Below are 22,271 nucleotides of genomic sequence, written 5' to 3' on the forward strand. Positions count from 1 at the left end.
AGCACCTCGCTCTTTCGAGCGGTCGCTCACTCTCAGAAAACTGACTGGTTCACGTCTCGCGACGCAAACCAACATGTTTTACTGTGCGAGCACTGATAACTTTTGAAGCATCACGAAGACCGAAGTCCCCGTGGCGTTCGCCATCAAGCGCCCACACTTATCGGTTGTTTGTTTGTTAAAGAACTCCAGCGGCCGGCTTTGCCGTTCGCTGTCGCTGCGTCGTTTTCGTTGCAGCGGAGAAACGATATTATTAAGGGTTTTCCCTAATTCGTCAAGCGTTTCGGAGAATTTCTTTTTTCTGCCGCCTGTTGTTACTCGGCGAAAAACCTTCAGATATTCTCCCCCGCCGCCTTCAGGCATTCACCTGCAGCAGCAGCGGGGAGCGAATATTAATGCTTCCGCGTCGCGCTTGCAAGCGGTTTTCGCAAGATACTCATTGGACACCCAATGGCCCCGGCATTGTGACTGGCAATTCACCTGTCAGCGCGAACCATGCGGCGACGTCCAAAGGTGTTCGGTCTCAGAGGTCGTCCGCGGGCCCGGAGTGACGAAACAACCCTCAATTGTGCGAAGCGCCTGGATCGCGCCATGCCGGTCGAACGATGCCGATAAAATCCAAGGTTTCGTTGTCAGCGCAGACACCATGACCGCCCCCACCCCGGACCAATTCGATCAAGCGATGCGCGGCCTCTACGACGCCGCACTCAAATTGAAGCCGCCTTATCGGGCAACCTATCTCCTCGGCATGGTGAACCGACATGGCGGGAAGGAAGCTGCCAATCGGCTACTGGCGGCGGCCAAGCCATCAGACAGTCTTACCGAACTGTTCCTCCGGGGCGGCCGAGAATCGCTACGTCTAAGCGTCGAGTATCTTGTCCTCCAGCAACCGTGGCGCACGCTGTTCACCGAGGATCAGCTTGCGGTCGCGCGAAAGCGGTTAGTCGGGTATGAATGCCCGCTTCCCGCGGACGACCAAAGCTAAGCCAGAGCGGGGGACGTCGCCCCCCCCCTCGCGACAGCACTCGCTATCGGCCGGCTCTTCGCCTCTGGCGCGGCGAACACTGACGCTTCGATGACTGGCCCTGGCGTCGACAAGCTCCGGCCACGACAGCGCTTCGCGTTTCCCTTCGCGAACCTCGCGCAGTGATGCTGCGGTGCCCGTTCGCAGCGCAACTCATTCCTACGATCTCCACCACGCTTCAACGGGTCGTGACGCGCCCGCCCCCGGCAATCCCCTCGGCCTCGTGGGCGGCGAACAGCGGCTAGACACTCCGACGGCCTCCAACATTGACGCGCGCCAGCCCACCAGGGCCGGGCCAAACTCGATCACCATTCACACTGAACACAACCGCACAGCAGTCGGATCCCGGAGGCGACGATCGGGAAGCTTGGATCGTCGGCGACCAAACAGTTCCACGCGCGCTTCTTGCGCGACATATACTGCGTCAATGCCGGCACGTGATTGCAGCGCAACAAACAGCTGCCAAGACTCTCAGCGAACGTGCAGGCCAGGGCGCGAGGTTGCTGCGGTAGCGCGCCGCCTACCAAGGCTGCGCCCACGAGATCGACGCGAAGGCCGAGGCTGAGTCGAAAGCCGCTGATCTGCAGGCACGACATGGGCACGCGCACCGAGGCATTTGCCAGCCGGGGCCGACGAAGCACCGCAGGAGGTTCGCATGCTGACTGCCGTTGCCTATGCAATGATCATCGTCTTCATGGCGTTGATCATGACCAAGCGCCTGTCGGCCATGGTCGCCCTCATCCTGGTGCCTATCGTGTTCGGACTCATAGCAGGCTTCGGCCTGAACCTTGGGCCGATGATGCTTGAGGGCATCAAGAAACTGGCGCCCACTGGCGTGATGCTGATGTTTGCCATTCTGTATTTCGGCATCATGATTGATGCCGGTCTGTTCGACCCGGCAGTGCGCGTCATCCTCCGACTGGTTGGCAACGACCCCGTCAAGATCGTCATCGGCACCTTCATACTCGCCACCGTCGTCTCCCTCGACGGGGACGGCTCGACGACCTACATGATCACCTGCGCCGCCATGCTCCCGCTGTACAAACGCCTGGGCCTGAACCGCCGAGTGCTAGCCTGCGTGATCATGATGGCGGGTGGCCTCATGAATATCCTGCCATGGGGCGGTCCGACCGCGCGTGCGGCCAGTTCGTTAGGCGTCGATGTGGGGCAGCTATTCGTCCCGATGCTCCTGCCGATGGCGGTCACCGGAGCATGGTGCATTTTCGTCGCAGCCATGTTGGGGCGGCGCGAAAGAAGACGGCTGGGTGCCCTCACGCTGGACGACGCCAGCATGGCCGCCAACGATACTGCGTCTTCCGTCACCGCCAGCGCGCCAGACACCAGACGCCCCAGGCTGCTGTGGTTCAACTTCACCCTCACCGTAGTCTTGATGGCTCTACTCATCCATGGTGCCATCCCGCTCCAAGTCCTGTTCATGGTCGCATCGGCCATCGCGCTCATGGTCAACTACCCCAGTATGAAAGACCAGAAGGACCGCATCGCGGCCCATGCGGAGAACATCGTGCCGGTGGTTTCGCTGATTTTTGCCGCCGGCATTTTCGTGGGCATCCTGTCTGGCACAAAAATGGTCGACGCGATCGCCGCGAGCGTCATTGCCGGTTTGCCTAACTGGCTTGAACCCTATCTCGCAGTCGTGACCGCCGTGCTAAGCGTGCCCTTCACGTTCTTCATATCGAATGACGCCTTCTACTTTGGCATCCTTCCCATCCTCGCCAAGGCCGGCGCCATCCATGGCATTACCGCAGCCGAACTGGGACGGGCGTCGCTGATCGGCCAACAGGTTCACCTCCTCAGTCCACTCGTCGCATCGACCTACTTGCTGGTGGGATTGGCGGAAGTCGAATTTGGAGATCATCAGCGATTCACGTTGCCATGGGCGCTATCTGCGGCACTGGTGATGCTTGTCGCCAGCATCCTCTTTGGCGTCATCCCTGTCGTCGGCCGGACCTGAGGCGGTGGTTATGCCGAACCGCCGACATCCTTCCGCTCGCCGGCGCGCCTTCCTCGGATTGGCGCTGTATGGCTCCATTTACGTCCCATTCAACACGGCCGCCCAGGAAGCCGACGAGATGCTCGACTACGCCCCCCGTGCACAGGCGCCGCCCGGCTATACGCCCGACTATGCCGGCATTGTCCGCGCGGCCGAGGACGAAGGCCGCCTGGTGGTGTATGCCACGACCGATGCAGACCTCGTCGGCCCGTTGCTGGCGGAATTTCAGTCGATGTACCCACGGGTCAAAGTCGAGTACGAGGATCTCTCGAGCACGGAGATTTACCACCGTTATCTGGCGGAGATCCAGCTCGGTACCGGTTCAGGCGACGTACTGTGGAGTTCGGCCATGGACTTGCAAGCAAGCCTGGTCGAGCGGGGCTACGCGCTGCGCTATGCCACACCCGAGGTTGCTGCGCTTCCCGACTGGGCACATTGGCAGGACCAAGCGTGGGCGACCAGCGTCGAACCGGTGGCCATTGCCTATAACCGAAGAATCCTTTCCGCCGGTGACGTACCGAATACGCACGCCCAGTTCGCCCAACTATTGGTGCAGCAGTCGTCAAGGTTACGCCGCAAGGTCATCACCTACGACATCGAAAAATCCGGTCTGGGGTTGTTGCTGGCGACGCAGGACGCTAAGGCATGGCCATCGTTTTGGGACATGGTGGCAGGACTGGGTGCCATCGACACACGACTGTCGACGACCACCGCGGACATGTTGCGTCGCGTCGGGACAGGCGCCATCGCGATCGCCTACAACGTACTGGGTGCGTACACCCTCGCCCAGGCTCGCAAGGATCCCAACATCGGATTTGCCTTCCTGACGGACTACACCCTAGCCCTTCCCCGGTTCCAGTTGATCAGCCGCCGTGCGACCCATCCGAATGCAGCGAGGCTGTGGGTAGACTACACGCTGTCGCGCCGCGGACAAGCGCGATTGGCGGAGCGGGCCGGCTTGTATACCGTTCGCAGCGACATTACGGGCGAGGCCACTGCCACTGCGCTGGCATCGAAGCTCGGCCGCAGTCTTCGCCCCATCACGCTCAATGCCGATTTGACCCGCCATCTGGACATTGACACCTACCGGTCATTCGTCAGACGTTGGCGCGCCGCGACAAAGCAGTCGTAGTGATCGGCGCATTGGTTCCCTGCCGCTATGACGCGCTGAGATTGCCCACCAAAGCGCTCACCAAGCTGGCAGCCATATCGGACTTCAGGCGCTTCAAGTAGGCATCCATCTCGCAGCGATCCGGTCCCGATTGAAGAAATTCCTCCAGGCTGCGTTGAAGGCGGGGAGAGCCTATGCATAACGCATACGCGCGCCGAATCTGAAAGTCGCTCGCCGGGTGCATCGACACGTCATGCATGGGTATGGTCAATCATGGAGCCAACTAAAGGCCAGGACTTGCTGAAAAATAAGGCAGCCCATCATGTAGACGGGCCGCCTAAACGGGATAGTCGTCGCGGAGCGACCGAGACTTATAAGAGTCTGGCAGCCTGGCGAGCGATCCGTTTGGAGAATCAGGAGGCGTTCCATGCCTCTATTCTGACTTCGTCAACTCCCACACCGGCTAACACCTTGCCCCCGCCGGTCATTGGTGTTGGTCGCGGTGGTGGCGCATTCCCTCAATCAAAGCCAAGCGAGAGAAGGCATTTCAGGAAAAGTAGCCAGGCGAGTTCCAGCCTGCGGCGGGACTTATCTGCTCCGCCGCTCGCCTAGCTTGCTCGCCTTGTTTTCGTTCAAGGCGGCGGCATGCGAGATGGACGCGAAGATGCGCCGGTGGGCGAGCGACTAGTCAACTGTCGCGCCGGTATCTCGCACAATTTTCCCAAGCCGGGTGGTTTCATCCCGGATCAGCGCGCCGAAGGCCTCGGGCGTACCACCGACCACGGGTGTGCCAATGGCCTCCCAGCGCGTACGGAATTCCGGGTCCTTGAAGATCTCGTTAATCACGCCGTTCAGCTTGACCACGATGGGCTTCGGGGTACCTGCCGGCAGCGCAATACCGTGCCACGCCACAAAATCAAACCCCGGAACGCCTGACTCTGCAAGCGTCGGCACATCAGGCAGTGCTGGTGAACGCGTCTTCGTGGTGACCGCGAGCGGGCGCAGTTTGTTCGCCTTGATATAGGTGAGCGAACTGGCCAGGATGTCGAACATCACCGGCACTTGGCCGCCGAGCACATCATTGAGTGCAGGACCGGCGCCTTTATAGGCAACGTGCTGCATCTTCGCGCCCACCGCCGTATTGAACAGCTCCCCGGCCAGATGCTGAGGCGTGCCATTACCGGCGGAAGCAAAACTGTAGTCCCCCGGCTTGCTCTTGACCGCAGCGATGAACGACCTTACATCCCTGGCCGAAACGCTTGGATGCACCTCCAGCACGAGCGGGAACGCCGAGATCTGGATCACCGGCGTCAGTTCCGTCAGCGGGTTGTAGGAGAGTTGCTTGTAGAGCGTAGGGTTAACCGCCATCGGCCCGCTCGCGGCAAGCAGAATCGTGTAGCCATCCGGGGCAGACTTCGCCACGGCACTCGTGCCGATGTTTCCCCCTGCCCCGGCCCGATTCTCCACAAGTACTGGCACCCCTAACCTCGACTGCATGCTGGCCTGCAGCAGCCGCGCCATCAGATCCGTTGGACCACCAGGCGGATACGGGACGATGAAATGAATGGGCTTGGACGGATAGGCTTCCGCCGCCGATGCTACGCCTTGCATTCCCAGCCCCGATGCACACAACACGCTAAGTAGCGCGAATCCAGCTTTTGCTTTCATGACCGTCTCCTCTTTTCTCATAGTTATCGGAGCCGAGTATAGGGTCTTCAATCGGTCAGGCCGCTTATGGGAAAGAATTCGGCCATCCGTATGGTCAAGAGCCAACACCAGCCAGGCGAGCGTGTTTACACCCATTGCCCTTTCAGCGCGTCGCACAGACTGAGCGACGGGTATGTGGACGGGTGGCGGGACAGTTGGAGTTCAGACCAAGGTGCCGGTCCACGTCCATCGCATCAATCGACGTAAGGCACGTGCCGATATGTCGGCAGGCGCACAGCACGCTGATCCTTGTCACCTTTTTGGCGGCCCGCGCGTCTAATGATCAGGAACATCAAAGGAGCCTGCATTCTCAGTATGGACACCCCTCGCAATGCCCATCGCAATGCCCAAATGCCCAAGCCACTCATGATCGACGCCCGTTCGGACGCCGAACTGATTGACGCGTCACGTGCTGGCGATGCTTCCGCCTTTGAGATCATCATGCGGCGCAACAATCGTCTGCTTTTCCGGACAGCGCGTGGCGTCGTGCCGGACGATGACGAAGCCCAGGACGTCGTACAGGAAACCTATCTGCGCGCCTTTACCAACCTTCATGCCTTTCGCAGCGAGGCCGCACTGAGTACCTGGCTTGCGCGTATTGCCATCAACACTGCCTTGACCGCACAGCGCGCAAAAGGTCGGATCGTACAAATGGAAATGCCCGCGGACGAAGAAGCCGTTCCCGACGACCCCTCACTGGAGCATGTCATGGCCTATCGCACTCCCGAAGATCAGTCGCCTGAGGTCATGGCCGAACGCAGCGAGGTTCGCACTCTCCTGCAGTCCGCGGTCGAGACCCTGCCTGTGATGTACCGCAGCGTGTTCATTCTGCGGGCCGTCGAAGACATGAGCGTCGAGGAAACGGCCTACTGTCTGGGCGTCAGCAACGACGTGGTCAAGACGCGCTTCCTGCGCGCTCGCACGATGCTTCGCCAATCGCTCGCCGAACAAGTGCAACCCTATTTGCAGCACACCTTCAGTTTTGCTGGCGCGCGCTGCGACGCAGTGGTCCAACACGTGCTTGGCGCCCTTCACGGCCGCGATATGGTGCGCCCGCATTGATAGCGGCGCGTGTTCATCGGTTAAAACACCAACAAAGAGGAATCATCATGAAGATCGCTAGCATTCTTATATCCAGCATGTTCGCCGCTGCAGCCCATGCTGCGATTGCGCAGGACGCTGCACCCAACGACGCCCAAATCGCCTCGATTGTCGTCACGGCAAACCAGGTCGACATTGATGCCGGCAAGCTCGCCGAATCCAAAGCGTCAAGCAAAGACGTGAAGGCGTTCGGCAAACAGATGGTCACGGACCACACAGGCGTCAACAAATCGGCCACTGCCCTGGTCAAGAAGCTGAATGTCACGCCGGAAGACAATCCCACTAGCCAGAGTCTCAAAGCGGGCGGCGATAAGAACATCCAGCATCTGAAAAGTCTGAAGGGGGCGCAGTTTGACAGCGCCTACGTAGACAACGAGGTCACTTACCATCAAGCCGTGCTGGATGCCATGGACAAGACGCTCATTCCGAGCGCCAAGAACGAGGAACTCAAGGCATTGCTGGTCAAGGTGCGTCCGGCGTTCGTCGCACATCTGGAACATGCCAAGCACATCCAGACCCAACTTGCCAAGAAGTAGTCCGATCAGACCATGCGATCTCCCTATCTCCGTATGGTGCTGACATTGGGACTGATGCTCGCTGGGCCGGCGCAGACCGTCCGCGCTGGCCCAGCGACCCATACCGTCACCATCAACGCCACCGCATATGCTCCGCAGGAACTGGCGGTCAACGTGGGGGATACTGTTGTCTGGGTCAACAAGGATCCGTTCCCCCATACGGTGACCGCGCAAGCCGGCGGGTTCGACTCGAAGAGTATCGCGTCCGGAGAATCTTGGCGCTACAAGGCCACCCATAAAGGTACATATCCCTACGTATGCACCTTCCATCCGACAATGAAGGGAATGTTGCGGGTGAAGTAGGCCGTGGGATGTGTGGTGCCAAACCCGGCGGGTCTTGGCTCAGGCGTAGGCGCCATCCAGGAAGGGCTCCACACTCCGACCCGGGGCCGCCGATACACCGGTATGGTCCAGCCCGGCCACCGTGTGGGCGCCATCAAAGAACGGACTACGCTGGTCCTGTACAGACCGCGCGCCCTCCGTGTACGGGTCACGGGCCTCAGTGGCCGACCGTGCACCCTTGCTGAACACATCGCGTTCCGCCTGTACGGCACGTGCGCCATCGGCGTACGGGTCGCGAGCGCCGAGCACGGAAGCCTGCGCACTCGCGGCGGCCGCAACGAGGGCAACAGCGAGAACAAGGCGCGAGGTGGAGGTGGAGGTCTTGGACATGGTGGTTTCCTTTGTACGAGTCGGTGGATTTCGGTTTGGTGTTGTCGGGGTAGCGTGTCGTGGTGCCGGGGGCCGCAGTGTTGTGGCGCCGCGTTGCCATGGAACGTATTGAATACCCGCCACGTGTCGGGCCCATAGCATGTTTGCGGCCCCAGTGTCAGACGCCGTATCCCTGGCGCGGGGAGATACAAAGCCATACAAAAAGGTGGCAGCCGCGCGAATGAGCGCAAGGCCAAAGGACGATTCGGCGCACTCTCAGCCGCTAGAACGCCGCAGAGGCACGTCGCGGGGCGGCTACCGATGTAGGGAATAAATTCGACCGTTCAATGGTTTACAACGTAACGGCGCAGTGTTCGCACGCTAAAACGCCGTCGGGGCAGGATGCGGCTGCCGGATATCGAGAAAAGCACGTAGGAGGTACATCGTGAACGGGCGAAGATGGTGCAGGATCGCCCTGGCCGTGGTGGCAGTGGTCTCAGGCGCGGCGATGGTCGCGAGCAATCCGCTGTGGGCCGCCGGCCGTGGGGGTGGCGGGGGCGGCGGCGGTATGCGCGGCGGTGGTATGCAAGGCAGCGGCATGCACGGCGGTGGTTTCCACGGCCACAGTGGTTTCCACCATGGTGGCTTCCATCATGGGCACGTGGCCTTTTTCGCGGTTGGCGCCGGCTGGCCGGGCTGGTGGGGCTACGCATACGACGGCTGGCCGTACTACCCCGCTTATTCGGCTTATTCGGCATACCCCACGACGCCGGTCACCTATATCGAGAAAGGCGATGGATCGGACAGTGCTTCCGCCAACGATTGGTGGTATCGCTGCAACGAGCCGAATGGCTACTACCCTTATGTGCAGGACTGTCCAGCCGGCTGGCAGGTCGAGCTCGCGCGGCCGCCCTCTTAGCCACGAGTCCTCTCACCCACGAGTCCTCTCAACCACGCATCACCCGTGAAACCGCGTTCGGTGCCTGTCCTGGCCGTTGTTGTCTTGCTCGCCGGTGCTTGTGCGACAAGGCCGTCGGAGCCTAGCGTAATTGCGCTGCCTGGTAGCAACAAGACGCTCGATCAATTTATGGTGGATGATGCCAGCTGCAGGCAATTCGCTTGGGGCCAAGGTGGCGACACTGGCTCGCATCTGTCTCAAGGGCCCGGTGTAGCGCCGGGTGTATCGCCGGGTGCAGCGACGGCCGCCCGACCGGATGCCTACTCGGCATTTCCGGGCGACTCGGCCGATCGTGCGCAATTCCGGTACGACGCCGCCTATGTTCAATGCATGTATGCCAAGGGGCAAAGAGTCCCCGTCTACGGCCAGCCCAGAGGTGCCCCACCCACCTCGCCACCTGCTGACTACAAGCCCGTCGTTGCTCCACCCAAGGTAGATGCGCCCTGAAGGCGGTGGCTGGGGATCCTGCCGAACAGGGGCTTTCACATCCAAACTGGTATTCAAGGGCCTCGCACAAACTCCACCCGGATATTCATGCGAACGGCGTCTGCCACGGTCGGAAACCATGTCGAGAAGCCAAACTCGCGACGGCTCACCTCTCCGGTCGCAGAGAATGCGAGGGAGTCATCCCGCTGCGGACCTCCCCCCATATCGCCCATATCGCTGGGTCCAACAGCAAGTCGGACGGGGCGCGTGATACCTCGGATCGTAAGATTCCCGATCAGCCACCCAGTCGGTTGACCGGGCCGTTCAGCGGTCCGTTCACCATTCACTTCGCCGGTCCGAACAAAACGTGTGCTGACGAAAGAGATTTCGGGATAGCGAGCGACGTCGAGCATACTGCTGCCCCGTACGATCGGCGAGAGGAAGCGGGGACGGGCCTCGACGCTCGACGCATCGATTGTCACCGTGACACGTCCTGCCTCAAGTCCTCCTCCCGTTCCTTCAAGCTGCGCATTCACGCGTTGAAAGCGCATCCTGATCCGGGAGCTTGAGAATGCATCGACTTCAAGTGTCACGCTGGAACGTTGCAGCACATATCCTTCCGACCGCGCCGCCGTCTCGCTAGGCTGGGCATGGCAAACCACAGTCGTCAGCGATATCACCGTCGCGAAGGCAAGTTCAGCGAACGGTTGCCTGCGGATGGCACGAAACCAGAGTGGCGAATCGCGCACGACGCCTCCTGGGAGGAAGAACGATGCCTGCGCTGAGTAAACACGCAGTCACCAGGCTTTATTCCCCCTCCAATGCATATGCCCAGGAATCATCGGCGGGTCTCCTCACGCCTCAGATCACCTCGCGCACAGCGCCACCTAGTCGTGCTTTATGCCCGAACCGCTTTCGAGTCGGGCTTTGAGTTGCTGCACCGCCACCGCAGATTCCGCTTCAATCTGTTTGCGTAGCGCCGCCCAGTTCAGTATTGAGAATAGCAACGTAGGCGCCTGGTATGTAAACTCACGGTCGAATCGCGTCCCGGTGTCGGTCGGCGACAAGGTGTATGTCACTGTCCCCGCTTTCCTGCCGTCGACTTTGCCGTCGATTTGCCAGGATGACGGCGCTTCGCGTTTCGTCACCGTCCAGACAACCGTCCCCTCTTTCCCCGCCACTCTGAAGATTTCGGTCACTTGTTCTCCGACCTGCAGCGGATGGTCGGTGGTACCACGCACGGCAAGCGAAGAGGGATGCCATGCCGGCCAGTTTGCTGGGGTCGACACGTAGTTGAATACGTCCGCCGGCGAGCGTTGAATCACGACCTCGCTGTGAATACGCGTCGCGGGTTGCCACGGCAAGGGCATCCATAGCAGCCCCGCAATCACGCCGACCGCCACCAGCAGGCGAAGCATCATCACCCGACGCAACATGACGACGTCCTCTCCGAGCCAATAGATACAGTGTATGGGGCCGACCAAAGGTCTGGGCAACTCTCGGAGGCACCTCCTAATTGACGCGCGTTGCTCCTGTCCTGTACAAATATGAATACGTAGTCATACCACAATGACGAAGGCCGATGATCGCAACGCATCTTCGAACACCACCGGCCAAAGCGCCACACGCAAGCATGACGCCGAGACCTCGTGCGTACTTCGCGCGCGCTGCCCGGTCGTGTAAAAACGCCTTCGAATCACTTCGCCGCCCCAGGATCCTTCGGGTTCGCCCGATGACCTTCGGCGGCACGGCGCAGCACGGTGGCAAGATCGGCCCCTGCAAGCCGCTGGGCCGCTGTCCGGCTATCGCCGGTCCAGAAATCCCGCTCGGCGGCCAGAATGCGCGCCTCGGTATTGCGCATATGCTGGAACGCTGCCTGGCGGGCGCGCGATACGTCTTGAGCTTCGATCGCCGCGCAGATTTCTGTGTGTTCCATCCTGACTTGCGCAGCCAGGTCGCTACGGCGCGATTCGTTGCCGCGTGTCAGTTGAATGGCATCGCGCAGCGATCGCGTCAGCATGCCAAGGAGCTCGGTGTAGTGGGGATTCCCGGTGGCGCTTGATACCGCAAGGTGGAAGGCAAGGTCTTCCTCGACGCCATCGCCGCCAGCATCAACGGCACGGTCAATGGCTTGCCTGGCTTCGCGGATGGCCGTCAATTGCGCGTCACTGCGCCGTTCCGCAGCCAATGCAGCCATCTCCGCCTCGATCCCACGGCGCAGTTCGAGGATGCGCACGACGCCCACCGCCGGATCGGCATTGTCCCGGCCAAGCCGAAAGACTTCTGCGGCCGCAGGGTCCAGCACCACCGTGCCGCTTCCCTGCCGACTTTCCACCAACCCCTCGGACTTGAGGCGCGAGATCGCCTCACGGATGACCGTCCGGCTGACCCCGAACTGCTCGGTCATGAATTTTTCCGTCGGCAACCGCGCATTCACAGGGTACGTGCCCTTGCGAATCTGTCCGGATAACAACGCCGTGACCCGATCGGCCAGCGTAGGCTCGTTGCCTTTGCCGCCGGCCAGCGCTTCCGCATGCGCCGCGTGTTCCTTGGTGTCCTGCAATCGTTGCTCCATGAGCTGTTATGTGTGGGAACGCGTTCCCGCTCCCTTCTGTGTGGATCATAGCACCGCGAACGAATTTGCTTGACACATTGGTACGATGAATTTGTAATACAAATAACGAACGAGACTTCGCGCGCATCGCAATCGACCAGAGGAGACTGTATCGATGAGGTCAGAAAGTCATATCTATCCACCGGAAAATGCTTACGTATGCAGACGCATGCCGGCAGAGATCGAAGCGGCCTTGCAAGCCCGCTTCACCGTCCGTCTCAACGACAGTGATGCCCTGCTGGCCACGGCCACGATCGCCGAGCGCGCCAAGGACGCAAGCGTCCTGTTCGTGACCGCAACGGAACGCATCGACGGCGATCTGCTGCGCCAGTTGTCGCCAACGCTAAAAACAGTCGCAACACTTTCGGTCGGTCATGACCATATCGACTTGGCAACGGCCCGTGAGCTCGGCATCGAGGTGCTGCATACCCCCGACGTCCTGAGCGATGCCTGTGCAGAAATCGCCCTGATGCTCTTGCTGAATGCCGCGCGACGCGGCTACGAGGCGGATCGCATGGTCCGGACCGGCCAATGGCCAGGTTGGGCGCCGACTCAGTTGTTGGGCAAGGGCCTCGTCGGCAAGCGCCTGGGCATCTTCGGCATGGGGCGCATCGGCCGGGCCATCGCGACGCGTGCCCGTGCGTTCGGCATGCAGATCCACTATCACAACCGCACTCCCCTCGCGCCTGACCTGGCAGAGGGTGCCGTGTTCCATTCCTCGCTGGACAGGCTGTGCCGGCACAGCGACATGCTCCTCGTCGCAGCCCCTGGCGCGCCCCAGCTCAAAGGCGCGCTTGACGCTGCACACATTGCCGCCCTGCCCGCCGGCGCCGTTGTCGTGAACATCTCGCGGGGCGACATCGTCGACGACGACGCGCTGATCGACGCCCTCCAGCGCGGCCATGTCTTCGCGGCCGGACTCGATGTGTTTGCCAACGAGCCCAACGTCGACCCGCGCTACCGCGACCTCGACAACGTGTTTCTCAGCCCGCACATCGGCAGCGCCACCGAAGAAACCCGCAACGCCATGGGTTGGCTCCTGATCGATGGCGTGGCGGCGCTACGCCGCGGCCAGCGCCCTGCCAATCTGATTTCCTGACAGTCCCCCAACAGTCCCCCAGCCCTTTTCCCTTCCAGCCCAAGCGACCGGAGTTTCCCTTTATGCAGATCCAGAATGCTTCCCTCTTCCGCCAACAGTGCCATGTGAATGGCCAATGGGTAGACGCGACGGACGGCGAAGCGGTGCCCGTCAACAATCCCGCGAGCGGCGAGCATCTCGGTACGGTACCCCGTATGACCACCGCCGACGTCCAGGCCGCCATCGTCGCGGCGGAACGGGCATTGCCGGCATGGCGGGCCACCAGTGCGCGCGACCGCAGCCGCCTGCTGCGCCGCTGGTTCGATCTCTGCATGGCGAACCAGGAAGACCTGGCGACTATCCTCACACTCGAGCAGGGCAAGCCCCTGAAGGAGTCTCGCGGCGAAATCGCCTACGGTTCGGGCTTTATCGAGTGGTTTGCGGAAGAAGCGCGCCGCGTCTATGGCGACGTGATTCCCGCCCCATCATCAGACCGACGCATTGTTGTGATCAAGCAGCCGGTCGGGGTCGTGGCCGCCATCACCCCGTGGAATTTCCCTAATGCCATGATCACCCGGAAGGCCGGCGCTGCGCTCGCAGCAGGCTGCACGATCGTGATCAAGCCGGCATCGGCCACCCCGTTCTCCGCCCTGGCGCTTGCCGCGCTGGCCAAGGAGGCCGGTATTCCGGATGGCGTACTCAACGTCGTGACGGGATCCGCCTCCGTCGTCGGGGGTGCACTGACGAAAAGCCCGATCGTGCGCAAACTCTCGTTCACCGGTTCCACGGAGGTCGGCAAAACGCTCCTCGAGCAATGCGCCGGCACGGTCAAGAAAGTCTCGATGGAGTTGGGCGGCAACGCGCCGTTCCTGATCTTTGATGATGCCGATCTCGACGCCGCGGTGGCCGGGGTGATGGCTTCGAAGTTTCGCAATGCCGGCCAAACCTGTGTCTGTGCGAATCGCATTTTCGTTCAGGACGGGGTGTACGACGCCTTTGCCAAGAAGCTCCGGGTCGCGGTGGAAGCGCAGGTGGTCGGTGACGGCATGGCACCCGGCGTCGATCTCGGACCGCTGATTGACGATGCGGCCATCGAAAAGGTGCGCGAACACATCGACGATGCCGTCAAGCTCGGGGCCCAGGTGTTCGCCGGCGGAAGTGCCCACGCACTCGGTGGCCGTTTCTTCACGCCGACGATTCTCACGGACGTGTCGCCTCAGGCAAAACTCATGAACGAGGAAACGTTCGGCCCTGTGGCCCCGCTGATTCGCTTCCAGACCGAGGAAGAGGCCGTCGCCATGGCCAATGACACACCCTTTGGCCTGGCTGCGTACTTCTACACCACCGACTATGCCCGCTCCTGGCGTGTGGCCGAGGCCCTTGAGTGCGGCATTGTGGGACTGAACGAGGGTCTCATTTCCACCGAAGTCGCGCCCTTTGGGGGCGTCAAGGAGTCGGGCGTCGGACGGGAAGGTTCGAAGTACGGCATCGAGGACTACATCGAGGTCAAGTACATCTGCGCCGGCGGCCTGGCAGTGCGCTAAGGGCTCAAGCCAACAAGAGGAGACAACCACATGAAGACCGTAGGTATGATCGGCATTGGCATGATGGGCCATGGGATTGCGACGAATGTCGTGAAGCATGACCATCCCTTGGTGGTGCTGGCACATCCCGGCAACCAGCCACTCGACGCGCTGTTGCAGGCCGGTGCGAAGCAAGTATCCAGCATTCCCGAACTGGCCCATCAGGCCGACATCGTCATTCTTTGCGTCACCGGTACGCCCGAGGTCGAAGACATCCTCTTCAACGCAACGGGGCTGTTGTCCGCGCTACGCCCCGGCACGGTGGTCATCGATTGCTCGACTGCCATTCCCTCTTCGACGGAACGCATTGCCGCGGCGGTGCAGCAGGCCGGCGGAAGGTTCCTCGACGCACCGATGACGCGCACCCCCAAGGAAGCCGCAGAGGGCCGCCTGAACCTTATCGTTGGCGGCGACGAGTCGCTCTATCAGGAATGCCTGCCGCTGCTGAAGAGCTTTGCGGAGAACATCACCTTTGCCGGCCCGGTCGGCTCGGGGCACCGCCTCAAGCTGCTGCACAACTTCGTCTCGCTGGGATTTTCTGCAGTGCTGGCGGAGGCGGCCGCCTGCGCCGCGCGTGCCGACGTTAAGCCGGAAGTGCTCGTGGACGTGCTGGCCAAAGGCGGCGGCGCTGGCGTGATTCTGGAGCGCCTGCGTCCCTTCATCGAGCATGGCGACAACTCGGGATTTCGCTTCACGATCTCGAACGCCCTGAAAGACATGACCTACTACGACACGATGGCAAGCGAAGTGGGCGCCAGTCACGCCACGGCCACAGCGATCCGCGATACCTATGCCGGCGCCTACAACCAGCGCGCCAGCGGCACCGTCCCCGAACTCGTCGCCCTGCTGGCCTCGCCCGCAGCCGCTCACTGACTCTCGGACGACAGCCATGATCACCAACCAGCAATACAAGATTGCCGTCATTCCTGGCGACGGTATCGGCAACGAAGTGGTTCCCGAGGGTATCCGGGTACTGGAAGCCGCCAGCCGCAAGTTTGGCTTCCAGTTGAGCTTCACGACCTACGACTGGAGCTGCGCCCGCTACCACGCCCAAGGCAGTATGATGCCCGCCGATGGGATCGAGCGCCTGCGCGACGCCGATGCGATCTTCCTCGGCGCAGTCGGCTTCCCGGGCGTGCCCGATCATGTTTCCTTGTGGAACCTCCTGATCCCCATCCGCCGGGAGTTCGACCAATACGTCAATTTGCGGCCCGTCAGACTGCTGCCGGGCGTGCCCTGCCCGCTCGCCAACAAGAAGCCCGGCGACATCGATTTCTGGATCGTGCGGGAAAACACCGAAGGCGAGTACTCGCAGGTTGGCGGCCGCATGTTCGCGGGGACCGAGCACGAATTCGTCACGCAGGAGGCCATCTTCACGCGCCGGGGCACGGATCGCATCATGCGCTATGCCTTCGACCTGGCGCGCAAGCTCGGCCGCAACCACGTCACGTCCGCCACCAAGTCGAACGGGATTTTCCATTCCATGCCGTTCTGGGACGAGCGCTTCGCGGCGATAGGCACGGAATACCCCGAGATCCGCACTGACCAGTATCACATCGACATCCTGGCCGCGCGCTTCGCCATGTCGCCCGAGCGGTTCGACGTCGTGGTGGGCTCCAATCTCTTCGGCGACATCCTCTCGGATCTCGGCCCTGGCATCACCGGCACCATTGCGGTGGCGCCGAGTGCCAACATCAACCCTGAACGCAAGTACCCCTCGATGTTCGAACCCGTACATGGCTCGGCGCCCGACATTGCTGGACAAGGCATCGCCAATCCCATCGGGCAGATCTGGTCAGCCGCCATGATGCTAGAGCACCTGGGGCAGCCCGAAGCGGCCGTCGCCATCATGCAGGCGATCGAAGCAGTGCTCGTCCACCCGGACCGAGTACATACGCCGGATCTTGGCGGCAAGGCCAGCACGCAAGATATGGGCGCCGAGATTGCGCGGGCGGTGTTGGCGTGATCCCGGCCAACAGCGCAGCGGCCGGACCGGGTTCCCGCCCGCACGTACTACTGACCGATCCCATCGTACCCGACGCCCACGCGCGGCTGGCCGCCGAGGTCGATGTCGAGACATTGCCGCCGGGGCTAGCTGGCGAAGCCAGTGACCGGGCACTGTACGAGCGGATCTCGCAATACGATGGCCTGATCGTACGCCGGCAGTTGCCTGGCGATCTGTTTGAACGAGCGCACCGCCTGCGTGCCGTAGTGCGCCATGGCGTAGGCACGGACTTTATCCCGGTTGACCGTGCCACGGCGCACGGCATTCCGGTGGCCAATACGCCCGATACCAACGCGAACGCCGTGGCGGAATATGTCATGTCCGGCTTGCTGGCGATGACCAGACGACTGGCTGACTTCGACGCGGCGGTCCGCCACGGCGACTGGGATCGACGCATGGCCGCCGGCGAGCAGTCCAGGGAACTGCGCGGGGCGACGCTCGGTATCATCGGCTTTGGCGCCATTGGCCGTCGCGTCGCGGAAATCGCGGGTGCCGGCTTCGGCATGAAGCTGGTCTCGCATACCGCCACCCCTGCGAAGCTCCCGCCGCACGTCTCGCCCGCAGACCTCCCCACCCTGTTCGCACACAGCGACTTCATCGTCGTGGCCTGCCCGTTGACGGCCACGACCCGCGGCATGATCGACAAGGCGTTGCTGGCCCATGCGCGTCCGACGACCGTATTGGTCAACGTAGCCCGTGGACCTATCGTCCGGCAGGACGACCTCGTCGATGCCCTGAAAGCCGGCCGGCTTGGCGGCGCGGTGCTCGATGTCCATGCGCAGCACCCCCTCCCGGCCGATAGCCCGCTCCGTGCATTGCCGAATGTCCTGCTCACGCCGCATCTTGCGGGCCTGACCCAGGATGCCTCGATGGCCATGGGGCTGGCCGCCGTCGACACGATGCTTGCCCTGCTACGGGGTGAACATCCCCGCAACATCGTTAATCCCGAATTCAACGCCGTCAACAAGGAGACAACCTGATGAAGATCACCCGAATCACCGCCATTCCCTTGTCCTATCGCCTGCCGGAAGGCAAGACGGTCACCATGGGGGTAGGCAGCACACTCAAACGTGACACGATCATTATTCGCGTGGAAACGTCCGAGGGCATCGTCGGCTACGGCGAATCGCATCCCGGCCGTAGCCCCGGCGCCATCACCAGCCTGATCCACAACACGCTATCACCGCTGCTGGTGGGCATGGATGCCACCGACGTGGTCGGGACCTGGCAACGCGTGCACCGCATGCAGTTCTCCAGCCACGGTCTAGGGGCCGGTGCGGCACTCGCGCACTCGGGCATCGATATGGCGCTCTGGGACATTCGCGGCAAGGCGGCAAACATGCCGCTCTACAAGCTGCTCGGCGGCTCGCGCCGTCGCATTCCGGCCTACGCGGGCGGCATCGCCCTCGGCTACCAGCCGGCAGCCTCGCTGGCCGAAGAAGCCCAGTCCTATATCGAGCAGGGCTACAAGGCGATCAAGCTGCGGATTGGCGACACGGCCAAGGCCGATATCGAGCGCGTACGCCATGTGCGTCGCGTGGTGGGCGACGACATCGACATCCTGACCGACGCCAATACGGCCTACACCATCGCCGACGTGCGTCGCGTGCTGCCCGTACTGGCCGAGATCCAAGCCGGATGGCTGGAGGAGCCGTTCGCCTGCAACGATTTCGCCTCCTATCGCGAAGCCGCCAAGATTACGCCGCTGGTGCCGATTGCCGCAGGCGAGAACCACTTCATGCGTTTCGAGTTTGCCCAAATGCTCGAAGCGGGCGCCGTGCAGGTATGGCAGCCCGACCTCTCGAAGACCGGCGGCATCACCGAAGGCATCCGCATCGCGGCCATGGCCTCGGCATTCCGGATTCCCGTCAACGCGCACAGCTCCGCTACCGGCCTCAACCATGCCGCGACGCTGCATTTCCTTGCCGCGACCGAGAACGCCGGTTACTTCGAAGCCTGCGTGTCGCACTTCAACCCCTTCCGCGACATGTTTGGCAAGACGTTCGAGATCGGCAGTGATGGCTGCGTGATGCCGTCCGACGCGCCGGGCCTGGGCGTCGAAGTGGACGAAGAGATTTTCAAGGAATACCCGCCGATCGATGGGCCTGGCTACGTCGTGAAGTTCTGAGCCGCGCCGCTGTTCTGACAATCATCCACCCGAAATGAAAAAAAGATGGTGAAGGAGACAAAACATGCCTGGCAGAAGAACCGCATGCAAATGGATTCTGTCGTCGGTGGCCAGCGCCGCCGGTACGACAGTGTTCGGCAACGCCTTGGGTGCCACAACTGACGCCTATCCGGACAAGCCGATCCGTATCGTCGTACCCTACACGCCCGGTGGCTTTAACGACACGCTGGCGCGTACCGTCGGCGAAAAGCTGACCACGAAGTGGAAGCAATCGGTCGTCGTCGACAACCGCCCGGGCGGCAACACGCTCATTGGCAATTCATTGGTGGCCAAAGCGGCGCCGGATGGCTATACCCTGCTGATCACCCCGTTGCCGTTCGCCGCGCTGCCGGCGCTCTACGGCACCAAGCTGCCTTACAACGCGACCAAGGATTTCACGCCTGTGATCTGGGCCGCCAGTACGCAAAACGTCCTGGTGGCGCGCAACGACCTGGGACTGGCCACCGTGAAGGACATTGTCGAGTTTGCCAAGAAGCAGCCGGGCAAGCTCAACTACGGATCCACGGGATCGGGCTCGTCCAATCATCTGTCGATGGAACTTTTCGAGAAGATGACGTCATCCAAGATGACCCATGTCCCTTACAAGGGCAGCGGTCCGGCCGTGGCGGCAATGCTCGGCGGCGAGATTGATGTGCTGTTCGACAACCTGCCCAATGTGATCACACAGATTCGTGCCGGCAAACTCAAACCCGTGGCCGTCACCGGCCAACAACGATCGGCGCTCTTGCCGGACGTGCCGACGGTCGCGGAATCGGGGGTCCCCGGCTATGAGGTCAATGTCTGGTTCGGTATCCAGGCCCCGGCCGGGACGCCCAAGGAAATCGTACAGCGGCTGAACCAGGAAATTGCCAAGTCATTGGCGGAACCTGATGTCGTCAAGCGGTTCCGGGAGCAAGGCGTAGAAGTGGTTGGCAGTTCGTCGACCAAATTCGCGACGCTTGTTGAGGCCGAAATCGAGAAATGGGGGACTGTGGTGCGGGATGCCAACGTCCGCCTTGAGTAGGTAGGGAACCGGATCGTGTCCTCGGCTGAAAGAGGGTACGATCCGCCAATACTAGTGGCAGCGCCGAAGCCAATTTGCCTGGAAATTTGACCAGAATAGCTAGTTTTTCAACGGCCGATCCCAGCCATCAGCATTTACATCCCGAGGCCGCCCCCCCAATAGCCCGGACCAATTGATGAGCCCCCCTCACCGACTTTGATCCGCGAGGTAGCACTTGTCCGCCCTGTACGTTTGCGGACGGAGGACCGCCCGAAGTCTGCGAGCACGTAGGCCTGGGCAAGACGGCCATCTATGGCCGCATCAAGGACCACGCATTCCCCTCCCGATTAAGCTCGTCCGCGCGAGCGGCCGGGTCGAGGAACAGGTGTTGCAGTGGGTCGACGATCAGATCGAAGCCACGCGCGCGAAGCACTGATGCCAACCGCAGTTGCACTGGCCATCACCGTCGTGACAGCAATCGCCTACACACGCCGCAAGCGTGTGGGCGACACGCCGCCAAGCGAAGTACTGGACCATGGCAAGGCCGTTGACCTATTGTCCGTGCAGGCTCTACTCGATCAGTTCGACTGGCTCTACTCGCGCGCCCTGGCGCGGTGCCAGCACAACGCTTTTCCGACCACCCCAGCCATAAACATTTTTGCTTACATTATAAGCATTTTTGTTTATAGTTCGTACATCAACGACGGAGTTTCGCGTTCACCGGAACCGCTTTCGAATCTGAGCTCTGGTGTCGGGGTCCAGCCCTCGCCACTGAAGTTTACGCACCACGCACTGAGGCACGTATGCGCTATCCCGCAATCTTTACCCCCGCAGAGGAAGGCGGTTTTACCGTGACCTTCCGCGACATTCCTGAAGCCATCACGCAAGGCGACGATATGGCCGAGACCCTAAAAAATGCGGCGGATGCACTGGCTACCGCCATGGAGTTTTATTTTGAAGATGGACGATCTGTCCCGTTGCCGTCGACCGCCGAGGCGGGCGAGCAGTTGGTCGACCTGCCGGCGAGCGTCACCGCCAAAGTTCTACTCTTGAATGAGATGCTGGCACAGCGCGTAACACAGGCCGAGCTGGCCCGCCGCATGCAATGCCGCCCGCAGGAAGTGCAGCGCGTGGTCGATCTCAGCCATGCGACCAAGATCGACACCATCGCCGCCGCATTCCAGGCACTAGACAAGCATCTGGAGTTCCGCGTGAGCTGACGCACCACGTCTCGACGAAACCGGCGAGGTGGCCGGCTTTTTTCAGGTTATTCGGCGCTATTCCGCCACTACATTCGCCGACTTCGCGACGGCACCCCACTTGTCCGTTTCGCTCCGGATGTAGCCGGCGAACTCTTCCGGGCGGGTTGCTACCACTTCAGCGCCAAGCGTTGCCAGCTTGCTTTTCACCTCCGGCATGGCGAGCACTTTGGTCAGGGCCGTATTCAGCTGCTTGACGATTTCCGGGGAGGTGCCAGCCGGCGCGACGAGGCCGCCCCAGGAAGATGCGTCGAACCCCGTTAGCACCGACTCGTCAATCGTCGGGGCGTCCGGGAACGCCGGTACCCGTTTCTTGCTGGCCACAGCCATCAGCTTGAGCTTGCCTCCCGTCACATACGGGCGTGCTGCGACGGCGGTCGTGAACATCATCGAAACCTGACCAGCCATCACATCCGTCATGGCCGGCCCATCGCCTTTGTACGGCACGTGCATCATGTCGAGCTTCAATCCCGATTTGAACATTTCGCCAACCAAGTGGTTGGAAGAGCCATTCCCGGCAGACGCGAAGGTGTACTTGCCTGGGTTCGCCTTCACCTCGGCGACCAGGCCCTTAATGTCGGTGGCACGGACCTTTGGCCCCGCCACCAGGACGATCGGTACAGTGGTGGTCTGCCCAATGGGTGCGAAGCTCTTGTTGACGTCGTAGTTCAGGTGCGGATAGATGGTCTGGCTGATGGCATTGGGTCCAACGTTTGCCATCAGTAGCGTGTACCCATCGGCGGGTGACTTGGCCACCAGTTCCGCCGCAATGTTCCCATTCGCGCCAGGCCGGTTCTCCACGACGAACGTGCCGCCGGTGACTTCCTTCAGTTTTTGGCTCAGTACGCGGGCCGTGGTGTCGGATGCGCCACCCGGCGGATAGGGCACAACGATGCGCACTGGTTTATCCGGATACGCGGCCATGGCCGCGCCAGAGGCTAACGCTGCCGCACCGATCATCACGCGCCAGGAAAGGTTGAATAGTGTTTTCATGAGTGTCT

23 protein-coding genes are annotated in these 22,271 nt (G+C 61.6%); 14 read left to right on the forward strand and 9 right to left on the reverse strand.

Features of this window, described 5'->3' with window-relative positions:
• Nucleotides 1-78 precede the first annotated feature (78 nt).
• Nucleotides 79-360, reverse strand: coding sequence for a hypothetical protein (locus tag CYJ10_RS33080; protein ID WP_101685659.1), 282 nt, complete (start codon nt 358-360; stop codon nt 79-81).
• A gap of 283 nt (nt 361-643) precedes the next feature.
• Between CYJ10_RS33080 and CYJ10_RS33085 the strand changes: the two genes are divergently transcribed.
• Entirely contained in the window at nt 644-982 is a 339-nt protein-coding gene (locus tag CYJ10_RS33085; RefSeq protein WP_101685660.1) for a hypothetical protein, read from the forward strand.
• A 344-nt stretch (nt 983-1,326) separates the two neighbouring features.
• Here the strand turns inward: CYJ10_RS33085 and CYJ10_RS33090 are convergent, their stop codons facing one another.
• A complete protein-coding gene (locus CYJ10_RS33090; RefSeq protein ID WP_101685661.1) occupies nt 1,327-1,617 on the reverse strand; it encodes a hypothetical protein in 291 nt (96 codons plus the stop codon).
• Nucleotides 1,618-1,676: 59 nt separating this feature from the next.
• Here CYJ10_RS33090 and CYJ10_RS33095 point away from each other — a divergent pair, with 59 nt between their 5' ends.
• A complete protein-coding gene (locus tag CYJ10_RS33095; RefSeq protein WP_101685662.1) occupies nt 1,677-2,993 on the forward strand; it encodes a CitMHS family transporter in 1,317 nt (438 codons plus the stop codon).
• A gap of 10 nt (nt 2,994-3,003) precedes the next feature.
• On the forward strand, nt 3,004-4,164 hold the full coding sequence (locus CYJ10_RS33100) for an ABC transporter substrate-binding protein (RefSeq protein WP_101685663.1): 1,161 nt from the start codon (nt 3,004-3,006) through the stop codon (nt 4,162-4,164).
• Between the two features lie 663 nt (nt 4,165-4,827).
• Here CYJ10_RS33100 and CYJ10_RS33110 read toward each other — a convergent pair.
• Nucleotides 4,828-5,811, reverse strand: coding sequence for a Bug family tripartite tricarboxylate transporter substrate binding protein (locus tag CYJ10_RS33110; RefSeq protein WP_101685688.1), 984 nt, complete (start codon nt 5,809-5,811; stop codon nt 4,828-4,830).
• 354 nt (nt 5,812-6,165) lie between these two features.
• On the opposite strand from CYJ10_RS33110, the gene CYJ10_RS33115 reads away from it, so the two are divergent.
• Genes CYJ10_RS33115 through CYJ10_RS33125 form a run of 3 tightly spaced genes read left to right on the forward strand, consistent with a single transcriptional unit; the run spans nt 6,166 to nt 7,829 of the window.
• Complete coding sequence (locus tag CYJ10_RS33115) at nt 6,166-6,912, forward strand: RNA polymerase sigma factor (RefSeq protein WP_101685665.1); 747 nt, start codon at nt 6,166-6,168, stop codon at nt 6,910-6,912.
• A 47-nt stretch (nt 6,913-6,959) separates the two neighbouring features.
• On the forward strand, nt 6,960-7,487 hold the full coding sequence (locus CYJ10_RS33120) for a DUF4142 domain-containing protein (protein ID WP_101685666.1): 528 nt from the start codon (nt 6,960-6,962) through the stop codon (nt 7,485-7,487).
• Between the two features lie 12 nt (nt 7,488-7,499).
• The gene (locus CYJ10_RS33125; RefSeq protein WP_257993644.1) at nt 7,500-7,829 is read left to right on the forward strand and encodes a cupredoxin domain-containing protein; all 330 of its coding nucleotides are present in this window, start codon (nt 7,500-7,502) and stop codon (nt 7,827-7,829) included.
• A 39-nt stretch (nt 7,830-7,868) separates the two neighbouring features.
• On the opposite strand, the gene CYJ10_RS33130 is transcribed toward CYJ10_RS33125, so the two are convergent.
• The 5 genes from CYJ10_RS33130 to CYJ10_RS33155 all read right to left on the reverse strand — a co-directional run bounded on the left by CYJ10_RS33130 (nt 7,869) and on the right by CYJ10_RS33155 (nt 12,136).
• Nucleotides 7,869-8,198 carry a hydroxyquinol 1,2-dioxygenase gene (locus tag CYJ10_RS33130; protein ID WP_101685668.1) on the reverse strand — a complete coding sequence of 110 codons (330 nt, stop codon included), beginning with the start codon at nt 8,196-8,198 and terminating at the stop codon, nt 7,869-7,871.
• 475 nt (nt 8,199-8,673) lie between these two features.
• Entirely contained in the window at nt 8,674-8,832 is a 159-nt protein-coding gene (locus CYJ10_RS34385; protein ID WP_180863145.1) for a hypothetical protein, read from the reverse strand.
• An 803-nt stretch (nt 8,833-9,635) separates the two neighbouring features.
• The gene (locus tag CYJ10_RS33145) at nt 9,636-10,310 is read right to left on the reverse strand and encodes a YceI family protein (RefSeq protein ID WP_101685671.1); all 675 of its coding nucleotides are present in this window, start codon (nt 10,308-10,310) and stop codon (nt 9,636-9,638) included.
• A 138-nt stretch (nt 10,311-10,448) separates the two neighbouring features.
• Nucleotides 10,449-10,997 (reverse strand): SRPBCC family protein, encoded by a 549-nt coding sequence (locus CYJ10_RS33150; protein WP_101685672.1) that lies wholly within the window; start codon nt 10,995-10,997, stop codon nt 10,449-10,451.
• 260 nt (nt 10,998-11,257) lie between these two features.
• A complete protein-coding gene (locus CYJ10_RS33155; RefSeq protein WP_101685673.1) occupies nt 11,258-12,136 on the reverse strand; it encodes a FadR/GntR family transcriptional regulator in 879 nt (292 codons plus the stop codon).
• A gap of 208 nt (nt 12,137-12,344) precedes the next feature.
• Between CYJ10_RS33155 and CYJ10_RS33160 the strand changes: the two genes are divergently transcribed.
• The 8 genes from CYJ10_RS33160 (at nt 12,345) to CYJ10_RS33195 (ending at nt 21,231) form a co-directional block, all read left to right on the forward strand.
• Entirely contained in the window at nt 12,345-13,274 is a 930-nt protein-coding gene (locus CYJ10_RS33160) for a 2-hydroxyacid dehydrogenase (RefSeq protein ID WP_101685674.1), read from the forward strand.
• Nucleotides 13,275-13,336: 62 nt separating this feature from the next.
• Entirely contained in the window at nt 13,337-14,797 is a 1,461-nt protein-coding gene (locus tag CYJ10_RS33165) for an NAD-dependent succinate-semialdehyde dehydrogenase (RefSeq protein ID WP_101685675.1), read from the forward strand.
• Between the two features lie 30 nt (nt 14,798-14,827).
• Nucleotides 14,828-15,709: an NAD(P)-dependent oxidoreductase gene (locus tag CYJ10_RS33170; protein WP_101685676.1), complete on the forward strand. Its 882-nt coding sequence runs from the start codon at nt 14,828-14,830 to the stop codon at nt 15,707-15,709.
• 16 nt (nt 15,710-15,725) lie between these two features.
• Entirely contained in the window at nt 15,726-16,802 is a 1,077-nt protein-coding gene (locus CYJ10_RS33175; protein WP_101685677.1) for a tartrate dehydrogenase, read from the forward strand.
• Nucleotides 16,799-17,821 carry a hydroxyacid dehydrogenase gene (locus CYJ10_RS33180; RefSeq protein ID WP_257993646.1) on the forward strand — a complete coding sequence of 341 codons (1,023 nt, stop codon included), beginning with the start codon at nt 16,799-16,801 and terminating at the stop codon, nt 17,819-17,821. Before CYJ10_RS33175 ends, CYJ10_RS33180 begins: the two co-directional genes overlap by 4 nt.
• A complete protein-coding gene (locus CYJ10_RS33185; protein WP_101685678.1) occupies nt 17,821-18,969 on the forward strand; it encodes a mandelate racemase/muconate lactonizing enzyme family protein in 1,149 nt (382 codons plus the stop codon). The genes CYJ10_RS33180 and CYJ10_RS33185 overlap by 1 nt, the downstream gene beginning before the upstream one ends.
• Nucleotides 18,970-19,075: 106 nt before the next feature.
• The gene (locus tag CYJ10_RS33190; protein WP_257993647.1) at nt 19,076-20,032 is read left to right on the forward strand and encodes a tripartite tricarboxylate transporter substrate binding protein; all 957 of its coding nucleotides are present in this window, start codon (nt 19,076-19,078) and stop codon (nt 20,030-20,032) included.
• Between the two features lie 782 nt (nt 20,033-20,814).
• Nucleotides 20,815-21,231, forward strand: a complete 417-nt coding sequence (locus tag CYJ10_RS33195) for a type II toxin-antitoxin system HicB family antitoxin (protein ID WP_101685680.1) — start codon at nt 20,815-20,817, stop codon at nt 21,229-21,231.
• A 57-nt stretch (nt 21,232-21,288) separates the two neighbouring features.
• Here the strand turns inward: CYJ10_RS33195 and CYJ10_RS33200 are convergent, their stop codons facing one another.
• Entirely contained in the window at nt 21,289-22,263 is a 975-nt protein-coding gene (locus CYJ10_RS33200; protein WP_101685681.1) for a Bug family tripartite tricarboxylate transporter substrate binding protein, read from the reverse strand.
• Nucleotides 22,264-22,271 lie beyond the last annotated feature (8 nt).

The organism is Cupriavidus pauculus, assembly GCF_002858765.1.
Lineage (GTDB): Bacteria > Pseudomonadota > Gammaproteobacteria > Burkholderiales > Burkholderiaceae > Cupriavidus > Cupriavidus pauculus_B.